Origin of the sequence: Agrobacterium sp. 719_389, from assembly GCF_900188475.1 — a bacterium.
Classification (GTDB): Bacteria; Pseudomonadota; Alphaproteobacteria; order Rhizobiales; family Rhizobiaceae; genus Agrobacterium; species Agrobacterium radiobacter.
Map to the genome: position 1 here is coordinate 206332 of NZ_FYEM01000010.1, position 15649 is coordinate 221980.

Genomic DNA, 15649 nt, shown 5'->3' on the forward strand with positions numbered 1-15649 from the left:
TCGGAATAATCGATATGAGCACGCTGGATGTGGAGGCCGTCGAGGCCTTCGTCACCATCGCCGATATGCAGAGCTTCACCCGCGCTGCCGAAGCGCTCGGCACCACCCAGGGCGCCATCAGCGTCAAGCTCAAACGGCTGGAGGACAGGCTCGGCCAGCGGCTGCTCGAACGCACACCGCGCTCCGTGCGGCTATCCGCACAGGGTGCGGTATTTCTGGCGCCCGCCCGCGAGTTTCTCGCCGCGCATGATCGGGCGCTGGCGGGTCTTTCCTCGCCGCGCCGCCGCTTCGGCCTTGGCATTGCCGCCCACGTGGCGGGACCGGAGGTTCCGACCCTGCTTGCACGTCTCAACGACCACGACCCCGGGCTTACGATTGAAGTACGCATGGATCATTCCAGATCCCTGCTTGACGCCTTCGACCGTGGGGAGATCGATGCGGCGATCATCCGGCGCGAAGACGATAGGCGCGACGGCGAGGTGCTCGGACCGGAACATTTCGGCTGGTATGCAACCCCGCAATTCGAACACCGTCAGGGTGAACCGCTGCGGCTGGCGGCGCTCTCACCCGCCTGCGGTGTGCGTGACATCGCCACCCGCGCCCTGGATGCGGCTGCGATTGCGTGGACGGAAGTGTTTCTTGGCGGCACATCGTCGATGGTGACCGCAGCCGTCTCGGCCGGGCTTGCGGTTTCCGCCTTCTCCTCCCGTCTTGCACCACCCGGCACGGTGGAGGTCAGCCAGCGTTTTGGCCTGCCGCCCCTGCCCTCCACGGAAATCATCATGTTCTCGACCCTGACAGACAGCAGATCCCGGGAGGCGCTGCGCACGCTCGCCGCAGCCTTTCGCGAGCATCGGCCGGGATCGTGACGCAAGCCGCCTGACATCGGCTAGGCGCCGAACACTTCCGGCGGCAGCTTTCCGCCCTTCAGGAGATGTTGCAGTGTATAGGAAACCGAAAGCGCGTCATCGAGCGCATCGTGTCCCTGCAGTGGCGGATGCTCGACGCCGTAATAATCGGCCAGCCTGTTGCTTGGCGTTTGTGCCAGATCCTCCACCGGCATTCCCGCTGCAAGCAGAAGTTTGACGGCATTGTCGAAACGGCCGGCGGGCATGGGCGGCTGGATGCCGGCGACATAACAGCTGATCGCCACCATGTTCAGCTCGTCCTTGCCCCATGACCAGCATCGGGCGCCTTGCGTGAAACTGTCGAAGCTTGAAAGGGCCTCCTGCAAGGGAACGCCTTCCGCTTCGATGATCTCCTCGGTGATACCCGTCAGCCGGGTGAAGAAAGGATCGATCGCGTATCTTCCGCCATGGCGGTCGATCGGAGATATATAGGCTTTATAGGTCCCCAGAAGCGGAAAATCGCCCTCCAGCCCGAGCTTGACGGCGCCGATCTGCGCGATGACCGGATCCGGGTCATGGGCCGCGCACCAGAACCTGCGCTGGGACCCATCGAGGCAGAGGAACTCGCAGTCGAATATGATCGCCTTTTTCATCCCCTGCACTCCCGTCCACATGTCAACCGCGGCAAGGTCGCTCGGCCCAACGTCGCGACCACGCGCAAACCATAGCATTCTTAACGGCGCGCGCCATCATGTGCGGGTGTGCCGGGAAGGCGCCGCCTCGCTTGCAAATTAATGCCGCCTGCTTGTCGACAATTCCCGGCGGAAAATTTAGCATCGAACGAAAATGACACGGCCGATGTCTCTCTCGGTCCAATCGCCGCAGCGGAGACCTCATGTCCCTTCCCCAGAAAATCGGATTTATCGGAACCGGCGCCATTACCGATGCAATGGTACGGGGCCTGCTGGCCAGGCCTACCGCCTTGCAGCATGTCATGGTGTCCCAGCGCAGCGCGGATATCTCGGCCAGACTTGCAGTCGATTTTCCGCAGGTGATCATCTCCAGCGACAATCAGGCGATCGTCAATGGCTGCGATACCGTGATGCTGGCTATCCGTCCGCAGATCGCCGAAGAGGTCATCCGGCCACTGCAGTTCCGCGATGGGCAGAAGGTCATCAGCGTCGTGGCGGCAACCAGCCGCGAGTCGCTTCTTGACTGGATCGGCACGGATGTGCGTCTCACCCAGGCGATCCCGCTGCCCTTCGTCGCCCGGCGCAAGGGTGTCACCGCCATTTATCCCGCCGATACGGACACTGCCGCAATCTTCAACGTGCTCGGCAATGCGGTGGAATGCGAGACCAAGGCGGAATACGACCTTCTGGCCGCGGCCAGCGCTCTGATGGCCACCTATTTCGGCATCATGCAGACAACGACCGAATGGCTGGCCGAGAACGGGCTGCCGGAAGAAAAGGCGCGCGCTTATCTTGCCCCCCTCTTCGCCGGCCTCTCCGAGGTGGCGGTGCTTGCGGGAAGCAAGGCGGATTTCACCGAGATCAGCCGCGAGTTCGCGACAAAAGGCGGCCTCAACGAGCAGGTGCTGCTGGACTTCGACGGCAAGGGCGGCTCAGGGGCGCTGAAGGACGCATTGAGCCGCGTGCTGGAGCGGATTACGCAATAGTCAGACGGTTTCAACGGCAACAACAAAAAAGGGGCCTTTCGGCCCCTTTCCGTCTTATGCCTTCCCCGGACGGTTGATTGTGAGGAAGTGCCGCACGACAGGCTTTTCCAGTCCGGAATGGTAAGCCAGCACCTTGCCCTGCAAATCCGCGTCGGCATGGGAAACCCGCTTGTGCTGGCGCAGATGTTCAGCCCAGGATTCCACCATGAACCATTCGACAATCTTCTGCGGATCGGCGGAGTCTTCCGTCACACCCCAGCCATAGGCGCCATCGCGGCGACGTTCCTGGGAAAGCTCGTCCAGTGCATGCAGGAAAGCGGAGCGGTGATGCTTTTCGACATTATATTCGATCAGGATCAGAACCGGGCCGCGATCATGGGCCACCGGCTCGGCAACGAGCGGTTCGGGCCAATGGTTGGACGGCACCATATCCGCATCACCCGCGGGCAGTTTCAGGCGGTGCATGACGAGGCCCGCAACCAGCAATCCCGCAGCGCCGATCAGCAACGCACCCGGCACGCCTGTGGCTTCACCAACAGCACCCCAGCCTAGGCTGCCGGCCGTCATCGCGCCATTGAAGACGGTGAGGTAGACGGCAAGGCCACGGCCACGCACCCAGTTCGGCAGAACTGCCTGGGCGGCCCCATTCAGCGTGGTCAACGCCGTGATCCATGCGCCACCGAGGAAGAGCAGGATGATGATGGCAAGCCATTTCGGCGGTGCGAAGGACAGTCCGGCCATGACGAGCGCAGTGGTGAGAGCCGCACCCAGCAGCAGGGCATCGGCATCGAAACGTTCGCGCAGCTTTGGCATGACCAGCGCGCCGCCGATGGCGCCGGCGCCGACGGCGCCGAGCAGGATACCGTAGAAGCTCGCATCTCCACCGAGCAATTGCCGGGCGACCAGAGGCAGCAGCGCCCAGACGGCACTGGCGAAGGCAAAGAAAATCGCCGCCCGCAGCAGGACGACATGCAGCGGCTTGCTGGCGCGGGTATAACGAAGGCCCGCCCGGAATGCGCCGAAGAAACCTTCCGCAAGTGCATCATTGGCGTTCTTTGCCCGTGGCCACCACAGAAGGGCGGCGATAACCACGAAATAGCTGGCGACATCGGCGCCATAGGTAAAGGCCGCCCCGAAGGCCGCGAGCAGAATGCCGCCGGCAGCCGGACCGATGGAACGGGCGATGTTGATGCCGAGCGAGTTCAGCGCCACGGCGCTCTTGATATCCTCACGTTTCACCAGCTCCGGCACGATGGCCTGCCAGGTCGGGCCCATCAGCGCGGCGCCGATGCCGCCGAGGAAAGTGAGACCGATCAGCGCGCTGACGGACAACAGGCCGGTTTGGGCCAGAACCATGAGGGTAACGCTGACGGAGGCCAGCAGCAGCTGCACCGCGATCAGGAATTTGCGGCGGTCGAGAATATCGGTCAGCACGCCGGCCGGGATTGCCAGCAGAAAGATCGGCAGCGTCCCTGCCGCCTGAACCATGGCGACGGCCGCCGGCGAGGCCGAAAGATCGGTCATCAGCCATGAACTGGCGACATCACGCATGAAACTGCCGGTATTGCCGAGCACCGTCGCGGCCCAGAGGACGGCGAAAACCGGTTGCGCAAGGGGAGCAAAGCTGCTCGCCGAAGATTTTGCGGCACTCATTTGCCTGTTCCTTTCGTGAGATCGATTGCGGCGACGATGATGAAGGCGCCGGCAAGGCCAAGATGCTCGAAGAAGGCGTTGGTGGCCATCATGCGGTCCATGCCGGGCGCCATTTCCCAGAAGCGCAGAGCGATGAAGGTGGCCAGAAGCGTGAAGCCTGCAAGTGAGAGAGCACCGGCCCAGCGCAGGAAGCCCGACACCACCAATGCGGAGGCGGTAAGCTCGAACAGGATGACGACGACGGCGAATGCGGCCGCCGGCTGAAGGCCAAAATGGTTCATCTCGGCAATCGCGCCGGGGAAGTCGAAGATCTTGGTCAGCGGCCCCTGAATATAGGCCGAGCAAAGCGCCAGAAGCGCAAGGGTCTTTGTGGTGGGGGCGGCAACGACATTTGCGAGGAAGCCGCGAAGGCGAAGGGTTGAAGATGGCTCGGTCATTTTTTGCTCCTGCGATCTGGCCGGTCGGTTCGAGCGGCGCTGCGTTCATGTGATGGAGCGATATTGGCGCAAAGGATTACTGCCAACAATTGCATCAATAGTTTCTATATAATTGCGAATTTTGTAATATTCTTTTTATCGCCGGATCTTTCGCAGACAACGGGCAGCGGGAATCCACTGCCCGTTGGATTTCTCTTGCCAATCAGCCTCAGACCGCCCAGCAGGAGCAGCCGAGAGCGCCGAAAAAGCCCTTCAGATCGGCAATCGGCAGTTTCGACGTCCAGGCGCCGGCATGGTCGTGGCCATGCACACCGCAATCGCTGGCACAGCCGCAGGACGAGATCGCAGCCCGTCTGAGCGAGTTCTTTCCAGCACCCTGCGGCTCACCCCAAGCGGCATAACCGCCGAAGGTTCGCACAGGCGACCAGTCGGGCATCGCCGGCGGAATATTGCTTTCATCAAGTGTCCTGAAGTCGCCGGCGCCATAGACGATCTTGCCGCCGACCATGGTCAGTTCGGATGTAAGGAAGGAGATTTCATCCTCCGCGCAGGAGAAATAATCCTTGTCCGGCACCACGAGATCGGCGAACTGGCCTTTTTCGATGCGGCCCTTCTTGCCTTCCTCGTTGGAGAACCAGGTGACTTTTTCGGTCCACATGCGCAGCGCCGTCTCGCGGTCGAGGCAGTTGGCGCGCGGATAAAGCTGCATGCCGCCCACCGTTTTGCCCGTCACCATCCAGAACAGCGACACCCACGGATTATAGGAGGCGACGCGTGTTGCATCCGTACCGGCCGAAACGTTCACGCCCTTTTCCAGCATTCGCGCAATCGGCGGTGTGGCCTCCGCCACGCCCTGGCCATACCGTTCGACGAAATATTCGCCCTGATAGGCCATGCGATGCTGGGTTGCGATGCCGCCGCCAAGCGCGGCGATGCGGTCGATCGAGCGGTCGGAGATGGTTTCGGCATGATCGAAGAACCAGTTCAACCCTTCGAGCGGGATATCCCGGTTGACCTTTTCGAAGACATCCAGCGCCCGCGAAATCGTCTCGTCATAGGTGGCGTGCAGACGCCAGGGCCAGCGGTTTTCCGCCAGAATCCGGACGACGTCTTCGAGCTCGCCTTCCATTTCCGGCGGCATGTCCGGCCGTGGCTGGCGGAAATCCTCGAAATCGGCAGCGGAAAAGACGAGCATTTCGCCTGCGCCATTGTGCCGGAAATAGTCGTTACCCTGCTTATATTTGACCGATGACGTCCAGTTGAGGAAGTCCTCCTTCTCCTGCTTCGGCTTCTGGGTGAAGAGATTGTAGGCCAGCCGAACCGTCATCTGGTTCTCATCCGACAGCTTCTGGATCACTTCGTAATCATCGGGGTAATTCTGGAAGCCGCCGCCGGCGTCGATCACGCCGGTCACACCCAGCCTGTTCAGCTCGCGCATGAAGTGGCGGGTGGAATTGACCTGATAATCGAGAGGCAGCTTCGGCCCCTTGGCGAGCGTCGAATAGAGGATGCCGGCATTCGGCTTGGCGAGCAGCAGACCGGTCGGATTGCCGTTCGCATCGCGGGTGATCTCGCCGCCGGGCGGGTTCGGCGTATCCTTGGTGTAACCAACGGCGCGAAGCGCTGCGCCGTTCAGCAGCGCCCGGTCGTAGAGATGCAGCAGGAAGACCGGCGTATCCGGCGCCACCGCATTGATTTCCTCGATGGTCGGCAGGCGCTTTTCAACGAATTGATGCTCGGTGAAACCGCCCACGACCCGCACCCATTGCGGGGCAGGCGTGATCGCCACCTGACGCTTCAGCATGTCCATGGCATCGGCAAGCGAGCGCACACCGTCCCAGCGTAGCTCCATGTTGAAGTTCAGGCCGCCGCGCACGACGTGGGTATGATTGTCGATCAGGCCGGGCAGAACCCGCTTGCCCTTCAGGTCGACGATCTTCGTATCCGGCCCGGCAAGCGCCATGACCTCGGCATCGCTTCCCACTTCCAGGAACAGGCCATCCTTGATGGCCACTGCTGTTGCATTCGGATTGCCGCGATCGAGCGTCGTGACGCGGCCATTGTGAAGGATCGTATCTGGATGCATGGAAGAACCTCCGGTCTTGATGAGATCAGCGGCCTTAGCCGGTGAAAACAGATTCGGAAAGGCAAGGCTCGAAGCCGCGCCAAGAAAGGTGCGTCGTGTCGGCATCAGCCTCTCTCCCGGTTGATAGGCTGTTTGACCTCGGCAAGGCCAGTTGTTTCAGCGCCACCCTTCGGCATATGGCCGAACATATGCGGCTTGATCTGGTTGATCCACGAAACGGCGGCCGGTTCCTTGCCTACGATCGTCTTCGCGAAAGGGATGATCTGCTCTCCAACCAATATGCCGAGCAGACCGACGAGAGCGATGACGGGTGGTGCGGGAGAACGCACATTGAGCAGGCTGTAAACGATGCCGACCAGCAGACCGGCGCCAAGGGACAGAAGATAGACTTTCATCGAAACCTCCTCGATGGGTAAAAGCCGCACCGGACTGGATGGCGATCCTGCCGGCGCGGCGTGGTTGAAAGCTTATTTCTTGGCCGGGTTGGGGCCGATGCGCTTGCCGTGCTTGACGCGTTCTTCACCGCCATGGACATGGGTGACGGCATAATCGATGCCCATACCGTAGGCGCCGGAATGTTCCTTCACCAGTGTGGTGACGGCGTCATAGGTTTCCTTGCGTGCCCAGTCGCGCTGCCATTCGAGCAGCACCTGCTGCCAGGTCACGGGAATGATGCCGGCCTGCACCATGCGGTCCATGGCATATTTATGCGCATCGACAGAGGTGCCGCCGGAGGCGTCCGCCACCATGTAGATCTCGTAATCCGCGACATCATGGAGCGCCGAGAGTGCGAAGGTGGTGTTGCAGACTTCCGTCCACAGGCCGGAGACGACGATCTTCCTGCGGCCACCAGCGGCGTTCTTCGCCAGCGCATCGCGGACATTCTGGTCGTCCCAGGAATTCATCGAGGTACGCTCGAGAATGTCGTTTTCCGGGAAGACCGCAAGCAGTTCCGGGAACGTGTTGCCAGAGAAGCTTTCCGTTTCGACCGTGGTGATGGTCGTCGGAATGTTGAAAATCTTTGCCGCCTTGGCGAGGCCGACGACATTGTTCTTCAGGGTCTGGCGGTCGATCGACTGCACACCGAAAGCCATTTGCGGCTGCTGGTCGATGAAGATGAGCTGGCTATTGGCGGGGGTAAGGACTTCGAGCTTGGACATTTTCAGTTCTCCGTTCAGGTGGTGATTGCCGATCTGCGGCGGTGGAAACTAGGAAGGCTTCGCCGGCCGGCTGCCCGGCAGGGGCAGCCGTCTTGAAAAGCGTAATATCTATTTGGTCAGTGGATGCGGATCAGAGACCCGCTCTATGCCGCAAGGGGAGCGAGGTTCGCCTCAATCTGGTTGCGGAAAGGTTCATAGCGGCTCGGCAGCTTGAGCGCTTCGCCCAGATGCGCGGTATCCTCGTCGCGGTCGAAACCGGGCTCATTGGTGGCGATCTCGAACAGGATGCCGCCCGGAGTGCGGAAATAGATCGCCCAGAAATAATCGCGATCGATGACGGGGGTGACCTGATAGCCCGTATCCATCAGCGCCTTACGCACGTCCAGCTGCTTTTGACGGTTTTCGACGGCGAAAGCGATATGGTGGACCGAACCTGCCCCCGGACGGGCAAAGGGCGTCTTCGGCAGGGCCGCAAGATCGATCGTGTCGGCACCGTTGCCGCCGGGAATGACGAAGCGCGTCACATTGCCTTCAGCATCAGCGCGTTCATAACCCATGAAACGAAGAAGTTCCTCAGTCGCGGCCGTGTCGTTCAGATTGAAGCGCGCGCCGGTGAAGCCCCGTATGGCGCTGTCTTCGGAAATACCCTCGGCCAGCCAGGGGGCGCGGGCATCATTGTCCGTTTCGATCAGCGCAAGTCCATCGCCATCGGGACCGGTGAAGCGCAGGCGCCCGGCGCCGAAGACCGTGTCGGCCTGAAGGCCGGCGGCGCCCTTGGCAAGCAGGCGCTCTTTCCAGAAGCCCAGCGAACCCTTCGGGATGGAAAACTGTGTCTCGCCCACCTCACCGACGCCGGGACGGCCGGCCATCATGTTGGCGAAGGGAAAATAGGTCATGACCGTGCCGGGCGTGCCATTTTCGTCGCCGTAATAAAGGTGATAGACGCTGGGTTCGTCAAAGTTGACGGTTTTCTTCACCCGGCGCAGGCCGAGCGTATCGGTGAAGAAGCTGTTGTTCTGCCGCGCATCCGACGCCATTGAGGTGATGTGGTGCAGGCCCTTGATATCCTTGATCATCGTCGGCGCCTTTCGTTGTTGGTGTGTCCGTTTCGATGGACAAAGATGTAACCCGCTTGATTGCATCGCGGAATTGCAATATTTCTCTCGAATGAATTGCGATTTTTGAAATAATAGAGATGAACGACCATAAAGCTCTGAAAACCTTTCTGATGGCGGCCGAAAAGCGCAACTTCGCGCAAGTCGCCCGTGAACTGGGCATGACGGCGGCTGCCGTCACCCGTGCGATTGCCGCGCTTGAAGACGATCTCGGTGTGCAATTGTTTGTCCGCACCACCCGACAGGTTTCCTTGACGACGGACGGCGCCATCTTCGCCGCACAGATCCAGCCGGCGGTCGAGGCGCTTGAGAACGCCCGGCGCGATGTCCGCAACGCCCATAAGGCCGATGAGGGGCGCCTGAGGATCAGCGCGCCGACATGGCTTGGCAAGACGGTGCTGCCGCCGATCCTGTCGGGTTTCCGGGAACTCTATCCAAAAATGTGCTTCGAGATTTCCCTGTCGGACGGCCTGATCAATATCGTGGATGACGACTACGATCTGGCGATCCGCATATCGTCCGCCCCGTCAGACAAATTCACCATCTGGCGCAAGATCAGGGCCGTGCCGCGAATATTGGTGGCGGCACCGGGCAGCCGGTTTACGCAGATGGAACATCCAAGCGAACTGACCCCTGACGATTGCCTTGCCTATAGCGGTGAAAGCCGGCGGGAGAACTGGGTCCTGTCAGACGGCGGATCGAGCATCGCCATCTCGGCCGGCCGCGCATTCAGCGCCAATAGCGGCGAAGTTCTTGCCGATATGGCGGCAGATGGCGCGGGCGTGGCCATGCTGCCGGGATTTAATATCGCCGAGCATATCCATAGCGGCCGGCTCGTTCATGTCCTGCCCGGCTGGGCGCCGCCCGAACTCTGGCTGACGCTCTATTATCCGCCCTATCAGACGCTGCCGCCCCGTATCGCGACCTTCTCGAAATTCTTCGAGGAACAATTGCCGGCGCATATGGTGATGCTGGACTAGAGCCGGCGACCTTGACCCCGCCGACGCGCACGAGCGCGTCGGCCTGATGCGTGGCTTAGCGTGGCGGCAGCAAGAAATGGCAATAGCCGGGGCTGCCGCAACGTTCTGATGGTCGGGCCTCTAGGCCAGATGCTGGCTGAAGAAGGCGGCGATCCGGTCGAACGGGATTTTGTCGGCGCGGTCATACAGGTCCGTATGGTTGGCGTCCGGAATGATCACGAGTTCCTTAGGTTCGGCAGCGGCAGCGAAAGCTGTCTCGCTGAAATATCGGGAATGCGCTTTCTCGCCATGGATGAACATCACCGGGCGCGGCGATATTTCGGCGATATAGGTCAGGATCGGCATGTTCATGAACGACAGGGGTGTCGTCTGCGTCCAGGAATTACCCGAATTGACAGCACGCGCATGATAGCCGCGCGGCGTCCGGTAGTAATCGTGATAGTCGATCAGGAACTGCGCTTCGCCACCCTTGAGATCGTTATAAGGCGGCTGATAGGCGGGGCTTCCCTTTTCCGCATCCTGCCAGCGCTGCCGGCTCATCTGCTCCAGCGCCTGTGTGCGCTGTTCGAGGGTGACGCTGTCGTTGTAACCTTTGGACATGGCCCGCGTCATGTCATACATGGTGCTGGCCACGACCGCCTTCACGCGCTTGTCCGCCGCGACAGCGTTCAGCGCCATGCCGCCCCAGCCGCAGATACCGATGACGCCGATACGCTCGCGATCCACATAGGATTGCAGCCCGATGTAATCCACCGCGGCGCTGAAGTCCTCGGTATTGATATCCGGCGAGGCGACGTTCCGGGGCTCGCCGCCGCTTTCTCCGGTATAGGAGGGATCGAACGCCAGCGCGGCAAATCCGCGCTCCGCCATCGTCTGCGCATAAAGACCGGACGACTGTTCTTTTACCGCACCGAAGGGGCCGCTGATCACAAGGGCGGCCAAAGGCGCACTTTCGCGGTTCTTTGGCAGGTAGAGGTCACCTGCCAGGGTAATGCCGTAGCGGTTCTTGAACGAGACCTTCTGGTGATCGACATTGTCGCTCTTCGGGAAGACCTTGTCCCATGAAGAGGTTTGGGCGAAAGCCTGCGTCGCGCTCGCCATCGGCACCATGCCCATTGCGGCGACGGCGATGCCCGTTGCCTTCATCAGGTTGCGCCTGCCGGTATTGCAGGTTTCATCAGTTTCGACTGGCTTGCTCATGCTGGGAACTCCTGTTGTGGTTCGGTTCATTGGACGCGTTCGATGCGCAGCGGAAATTCCCCGGGGATATGAAGCGCTTCAAAGCCTTTATCGAAGCGTCCCAGCCGGATGAGGCCGGGATGCCTGTAGTCGGCATAGAACATCGCGAGATTGCCCCAGGGCATGTAATAACAGAGGTCGTAAGGTCGCTCGTTTTCGAACGGACCGTGGCCTTCGACCGTCAGCTTTCGAGGGAGATAGGCGATCTTCTCGTTGGAGCCGAAGTCAGCGATCCTGACGTCGAGCGGCAGCATGGACGCGAAATCGCGGGCTGACGGATTGTCGTAGAGCGTCGCTATCATCGTGTTTTCTGCGAAAATCAGCTTGATCTTCAAATCGGTCCTCTCCTGATTGTTAGGCCCGCTTTTGCTGAAAGCTCGCCCCGGCAGGATGAAGGCGGCGGCCATCGCCAGCAGGATGCGTCGGGCGAAAACCGCCGGGCGACCATTCACGATCGCCTCCGCGCCAGCCGCCAGGCGACAAAAGAGGCAAGCGAAGAACCGCAGAGCAACAATGCGCTCAGCGTGAAGGCCGACCACCAGCCGAAACTGTCGAATAAAATGCCGCCGACCGAGGCCCCCGCCGTGATCGCCAGTTGAATGACGGCAACCTGCAGCCCGCCGCCGGCCTCGGCATCATCAGGCAGAATGCGGCTCAGCCAGGTGCCCCAGCCAACGGGTGCGGCGGTTCCAACGAAACCCCAGCCGACAAGTGCGGCTGCGACAGGAAGTTTCGCGTCGCCAAAGGCGACCATGAAGAGCGCGATACCGGCCATCAACAGGGGAATGATCGCAAGAATGCTGAAGAGACGGTGTTGCAGCAGCCGGCCGACGACCCAGGTTCCGACCGCCCCCGCCAATCCCATGATCAGCAGCAGCAGCGACAGCATCGTGATTTCGACCCGCGTGACCTGCTCGAGAAAGGGCCGCAGATAGGTAAAAAGTGCGAACTGACCCATGAACAACAGCAGGATCGCGATCATGCCCGCCGTGACGGCTGGACGTCCAAGCAGCCTGAAGACATTCGCGGATACACGGGCGCGGCGCGGCGGAAGTTCCGGCAGGACGATCCATTGCCACAGGAGCGCAAGCAGGCCGATAGGCACGACCAGAAAGAAGGCGCCGCGCCAGCCGATATAGGCGCCCAGCAGGCTGCCAAGTGGGGCGGAAACCGTTGCCGCAACCGCGTTGCCGGCATTCAGCAGTGCAAGTGCTTTCGGCACCTGATCATGGGAGACGAGACGCATCACGATCGCGGTGGACATCGACCAGAAGCCGCCGATCGAAATTCCGAGCAATGCCCGGCCAAGCATCAAGAGCGGGAAAGACGGTGCAAGGGTGACCACGATGCCGGACACCATCAAGAGCGCCGTGAGGCCGAGCACGACAACGCGCCGGTCCAGCCGCCGGGTCAGGCCGGTAATCAACAGGCTGGTGATAACCGCAAAGATGCCGGAGATGGAGATCGCCTGCCCCGTATTACCTTCTGAAACGCCGAGATCGGCGGCGATCGGCGTCAGCAGACTGACGGGCATGAATTCCGAAGCGATCAACACGAAGGCGCAGAGCGTCATGCAAAACACGGCGCTCCATGCCGCACGTCTGCTGCCCATCTTTTCGTCATAGGTGAGAGTCATTCGCCAGATCCCACTAAAATCCCGGTTTCTTTCGATGGCGGGAAGATATTGCCGGGCGACTTTGCGGACAATCCGTGCTAATTCGCATGGACTTATCGAAATTCAATATTAATCAGAGGTTTTGATGCAGCGAGAGGATATGAAGGATCTCCTCTGGTTCATGGAGGTTGCCAAAGAGCGGAGCTTTACGAAGGCTGCGGCGACGCTCGGAACATCGCAATCGACATTGAGCTATACAATCAAGCAGCTTGAAGCCCGGCTGGGCGTGCGCCTGCTGACGCGGACAACACGCAGCGTGGCCACGACGGAAGCCGGCGAACGCCTGCTTTTATCTATCGCTCCGCGATTTCAGGGGATCGAGGCGGATCTGGCGGATCTCGTCGCCTTTCGCGAAAAGCCCTCAGGCACCTTGCGCCTCACCCTGTCCGATCACGCCCTGCAAACAACCGTCTGGCCGAAACTGGGCCGCGTTCTGTCCAACTACCCCGACATTCGTGTCGAGCTCTATAGCGACAATGGCATGCGCAATATTGTCGAGGAACGCTTCGACGCCGGCGTGCGACTGGGCGAGAGCGTCGACAGGGACATGATCGCCGTCCGGATCGGCCCGGACTGGCGTCTGAGAGCCGTGGCTTCGCCAGACTATTTCGTCAGACACGGCATCCCTGTCATACCCCAGGATCTGGTCGGCCATGTCTGCATCAATACGCGTCAGGCAACCTGGGGTGGATTTTACGCCTGGGAATTTGAAAAGGACGGGCGGGAGCTGCGGGTCAGGGTTGACGGACAACTAAGCTTCAATTCCTCGATCTCCCAGATCGACGCTGCGATGAAAGGCTACGGGATCGCGTACGTTCCGGAAGACCTCGTCGAGGCGCACATCGCTGAAGGGAGATTGCAGGCGGTTCTGGACAATTGGAGCGAGCCCTTCACCGGCTACCACCTCTATTATCCGAGCAGGCGCCAGATGTCTCCGGCGATGAAGGTGATCATCGACGCCCTGCGCCATCATGCCTGATACGGAGGATTGACCTCCTATCGGGACAAGCGCCCTGAACCCAAACCGGCCCGTCATTCGTGGCGGATCATCGCGGCCCGCGTCTGTCCGTCTAAAGCATTGCCATATCCACGAAACGTGGAAATCACAGCTTCTTCTCCCTAAAAACAAACTTCACGGCGCCCGATATAAAGGAGACAAAGCAAATTATTGACTGCGGCTGACGCCCGTTACATCAGCGAATCAGCTTGCGACAAGAATTGCCGTTCCGTTTTGAGCGACAATAAACATTAAACCCTTGCGCTCCCGCCCGCCCAAACGGGCGCTACTTATACGAGCGCGGACACATCTGTTTTCCCGTAGTGAAAACCGACCGACTGGGTAATTGGATTCGTAATTTTATACTCGATAAAGCTCTAAGATACGAAAACATCAAGAATAAAATGTGCCCCTCCAAATATTAACTAGGCTTTAAATGTTCGCCTGATATGACACGCACGTCGCGAAGATGTTAAGCGGCGGAAATTATTAAGCGGCATTCGCACAAGCTAGCGTGGAAAATCCGGGCCCCCTTCTCCGGCTCGAATTGCATGATGCCTTTCCAGCGCAGGTTCACATGAGCCATGTTCTCCACAATTTCGCTTTATTTGCGGATGTCGGACCGCTGTCATCATGGGCAGTGTCTGGCGGCAGATAGGCGTGACCAGTCGCCATTCGGTAAAGGACACGTTCATGACTTCTATTCTTTCCTCACTGTCTGCTGTGCAGATATCCAAGCTTTCCACGGCCACAATCGCCAGCCTAACCTCTGAAGACGTGAATGCCCTTGACAGCACCAAGATCAAGGCCCTCTCGTCGTCTCAGATCGCTTCTTTGAGCACAGATAACCTTGCTCTTTTCAGCTCTGAAGACCTTCGGGCCATCTCCGTGAGCGCCTTTAAGGGACTGACCCTGACCCAGATCGCAAAACTGAGCTCCGCTCAGATCGGCGGTCTGTCGGCGTCTCAGGTTACGGCGCTTTACACCAGCCAGATCGACGCCCTCTCAACCGACCAGATCAAGGCTCTTAACTCGGCTCAGGTCGCCGGTCTCAGCTCCGCACAGGTTGCAACCCTGAACAGCAGCGAACTGGCTCTGTTCTCGACCGACGAAATCAAGGCCATCAGCGCCAATGCCATCGCCGGTCTTTCCGCCGCAGCGCTCGCTGCTCTCAGCACCGAAAACGCCGCCGCACTGACAAAATCCCAGATCGCCGCCCTGTCTTCGACGCAGCTGAACGCCCTGTCTTCCGACAGCCTTGCCACCTTCTCCGCCGATGAAGTCAAGGCCATCAGCACCAAGCTCCTCGCCGGCCTCGACGTCACCAAGCTGAGCACTGGCAACATCGCCGCCCTGAGCAGAACCCAGATTTCGGCACTGTCCTCGGCACAGTTCGCAGCTCTCTCGACCGACCAGATCAAGGCCCTCAACTCCGATCAGGTCGCCGGCCTCAGTTCCGCGCAGGTCGCCACCCTGAGCAGCAGCGAGCTGGCACTGTTCTCGACCGACGAGATCAAGGCCATCAGCGCCAATGCCGTCGCCGGTCTTACACTGGCTGGTCTCGGCACCGAAAATGCCGCCGCTCTGACAAAGACGCAGATCGCCGGTCTGTCTTCGACACAACTGAACGCCCTGTCCTCCGACAGCCTTGACACCTTCTCCGCCGATGAAATCAAGGCCATCAGCACCAAGGCACTCGCGGGCATCGACGTCACCAAGCTGAGCACTGGCAACATCGCCGCCCTGAGCAGAACGCAGGCCGCAGCGCTTTCCTCGGCGCA

The 15649-nt window shown here is 60.3% G+C and carries 14 protein-coding genes and 1 pseudogene; 5 read left to right on the forward strand and 10 right to left on the reverse strand.

The genetic code is table 11. From position 1 onward, the window contains the following. The first annotated feature begins 14 nt into the window (after positions 1–14). Entirely contained in the window at positions 15–869 is an 855-nt protein-coding gene (locus tag CFB10_RS19105) for a LysR family transcriptional regulator (protein WP_003522061.1), read from the forward strand. Positions 870–889: 20 nt separating this feature from the next. Here CFB10_RS19105 and CFB10_RS19110 read toward each other — a convergent pair whose 3' ends face one another. Further along, positions 890–1501, reverse strand: coding sequence for a 3'-5' exonuclease (locus CFB10_RS19110; RefSeq protein ID WP_020010102.1), 612 nt, complete (start codon positions 1499–1501; stop codon positions 890–892). A gap of 242 nt (positions 1502–1743) precedes the next feature. Between CFB10_RS19110 and CFB10_RS19115 the strand changes: the two genes are divergently transcribed. Then, positions 1744–2526 carry a pyrroline-5-carboxylate reductase gene (locus CFB10_RS19115; RefSeq protein WP_020010103.1) on the forward strand — a complete coding sequence of 261 codons (783 nt, stop codon included), beginning with the start codon at positions 1744–1746 and terminating at the stop codon, positions 2524–2526. A 54-nt stretch (positions 2527–2580) separates the two neighbouring features. Here CFB10_RS19115 and CFB10_RS19120 read toward each other — a convergent pair whose 3' ends face one another. From CFB10_RS19120 to CFB10_RS19145, 6 genes are all read right to left on the reverse strand, one after another. After that, positions 2581–4179, reverse strand: coding sequence for an MFS transporter (locus CFB10_RS19120; RefSeq protein ID WP_020010104.1), 1599 nt, complete (start codon positions 4177–4179; stop codon positions 2581–2583). Then, positions 4176–4616, reverse strand: coding sequence for a DoxX family protein (locus CFB10_RS19125; RefSeq protein ID WP_020010105.1), 441 nt, complete (start codon positions 4614–4616; stop codon positions 4176–4178). The genes CFB10_RS19120 and CFB10_RS19125 overlap by 4 nt, the downstream gene beginning before the upstream one ends. Before the next feature lie 208 nt (positions 4617–4824). Further along, positions 4825–6807, reverse strand: coding sequence for an amidohydrolase (locus CFB10_RS19130; RefSeq protein ID WP_020010106.1), 1983 nt, complete (start codon positions 6805–6807; stop codon positions 4825–4827). Further along, on the reverse strand, positions 6807–7097 hold the full coding sequence (locus tag CFB10_RS19135; protein WP_020010107.1) for a XapX domain-containing protein: 291 nt from the start codon (positions 7095–7097) through the stop codon (positions 6807–6809). Before CFB10_RS19135 ends, CFB10_RS19130 begins: the two co-directional genes overlap by 1 nt. A gap of 72 nt (positions 7098–7169) precedes the next feature. After that, positions 7170–7862 (reverse strand): hydrolase, encoded by a 693-nt coding sequence (locus CFB10_RS19140; protein ID WP_020010108.1) that lies wholly within the window; start codon positions 7860–7862, stop codon positions 7170–7172. Between the two features lie 143 nt (positions 7863–8005). After that, entirely contained in the window at positions 8006–8938 is a 933-nt protein-coding gene (locus tag CFB10_RS19145) for a ring-cleaving dioxygenase (RefSeq protein WP_020010109.1), read from the reverse strand. A gap of 119 nt (positions 8939–9057) precedes the next feature. On the opposite strand from CFB10_RS19145, the gene CFB10_RS19150 reads away from it, so the two are divergent. Next, positions 9058–9957 carry a LysR family transcriptional regulator gene (locus CFB10_RS19150; RefSeq protein ID WP_003508348.1) on the forward strand — a complete coding sequence of 300 codons (900 nt, stop codon included), beginning with the start codon at positions 9058–9060 and terminating at the stop codon, positions 9955–9957. A 120-nt stretch (positions 9958–10077) separates the two neighbouring features. Here the strand turns inward: CFB10_RS19150 and CFB10_RS19155 are convergent, their stop codons facing one another. The 3 genes from CFB10_RS19155 to CFB10_RS19165 are packed head-to-tail and all read right to left on the reverse strand — an operon-like array spanning position 10078 to position 12832. Then, positions 10078–11157: an alpha/beta hydrolase gene (locus CFB10_RS19155; RefSeq protein ID WP_020010110.1), complete on the reverse strand. Its 1080-nt coding sequence runs from the start codon at positions 11155–11157 to the stop codon at positions 10078–10080. A gap of 26 nt (positions 11158–11183) precedes the next feature. Beyond that, positions 11184–11648 (reverse strand): cyclophilin-like fold protein, encoded by a 465-nt coding sequence (locus CFB10_RS19160; protein ID WP_020010111.1) that lies wholly within the window; start codon positions 11646–11648, stop codon positions 11184–11186. Continuing rightward, on the reverse strand, positions 11645–12832 hold the full coding sequence (locus tag CFB10_RS19165; RefSeq protein ID WP_020010112.1) for an MFS transporter: 1188 nt from the start codon (positions 12830–12832) through the stop codon (positions 11645–11647). Before CFB10_RS19165 ends, CFB10_RS19160 begins: the two co-directional genes overlap by 4 nt. A gap of 124 nt (positions 12833–12956) precedes the next feature. On the opposite strand from CFB10_RS19165, the gene CFB10_RS19170 reads away from it, so the two are divergent. Together CFB10_RS19170 and CFB10_RS19175 are read left to right on the forward strand one after the other, a co-directional pair. Further along, complete coding sequence (locus CFB10_RS19170; RefSeq protein ID WP_026363586.1) at positions 12957–13850, forward strand: LysR family transcriptional regulator; 894 nt, start codon at positions 12957–12959, stop codon at positions 13848–13850. Positions 13851–14561: 711 nt separating this feature from the next. Continuing rightward, positions 14562–15649 (forward strand): annotated as a pseudogene (locus CFB10_RS19175) (ice nucleation-like protein); the annotation flags it as partial.

Excerpts from the sequence above, each read along its gene's own strand:
- CFB10_RS19105 (WP_003522061.1), top strand. The coding sequence starts at position 15 with ATGAGCACGCTGGATGTGGAGGCCGTCGAGGCCTTCGTCACCATCGCC.
- CFB10_RS19110 (WP_020010102.1), bottom strand. The coding sequence starts at position 1,501 with ATGAAAAAGGCGATCATATTCGACTGCGAGTTCCTCTGCCTCGATGGG.
- CFB10_RS19115 (WP_020010103.1), top strand. The coding sequence starts at position 1,744 with ATGTCCCTTCCCCAGAAAATCGGATTTATCGGAACCGGCGCCATTACC.
- CFB10_RS19120 (WP_020010104.1), bottom strand. The coding sequence starts at position 4,179 with ATGAGTGCCGCAAAATCTTCGGCGAGCAGCTTTGCTCCCCTTGCGCAA.
- CFB10_RS19125 (WP_020010105.1), bottom strand. The coding sequence starts at position 4,616 with ATGACCGAGCCATCTTCAACCCTTCGCCTTCGCGGCTTCCTCGCAAAT.
- CFB10_RS19130 (WP_020010106.1), bottom strand. The coding sequence starts at position 6,807 with ATGCCGACACGACGCACCTTTCTTGGCGCGGCTTCGAGCCTTGCCTTT.
- CFB10_RS19135 (WP_020010107.1), bottom strand. The coding sequence starts at position 7,097 with ATGAAAGTCTATCTTCTGTCCCTTGGCGCCGGTCTGCTGGTCGGCATC.
- CFB10_RS19140 (WP_020010108.1), bottom strand. The coding sequence starts at position 7,862 with ATGTCCAAGCTCGAAGTCCTTACCCCCGCCAATAGCCAGCTCATCTTC.
- CFB10_RS19145 (WP_020010109.1), bottom strand. The coding sequence starts at position 8,938 with ATGATCAAGGATATCAAGGGCCTGCACCACATCACCTCAATGGCGTCG.
- CFB10_RS19150 (WP_003508348.1), top strand. The coding sequence starts at position 9,058 with ATGAACGACCATAAAGCTCTGAAAACCTTTCTGATGGCGGCCGAAAAG.
- CFB10_RS19155 (WP_020010110.1), bottom strand. The coding sequence starts at position 11,157 with ATGAGCAAGCCAGTCGAAACTGATGAAACCTGCAATACCGGCAGGCGC.
- CFB10_RS19165 (WP_020010112.1), bottom strand. The coding sequence starts at position 12,832 with ATGACTCTCACCTATGACGAAAAGATGGGCAGCAGACGTGCGGCATGG.
- CFB10_RS19170 (WP_026363586.1), top strand. The coding sequence starts at position 12,957 with ATGCAGCGAGAGGATATGAAGGATCTCCTCTGGTTCATGGAGGTTGCC.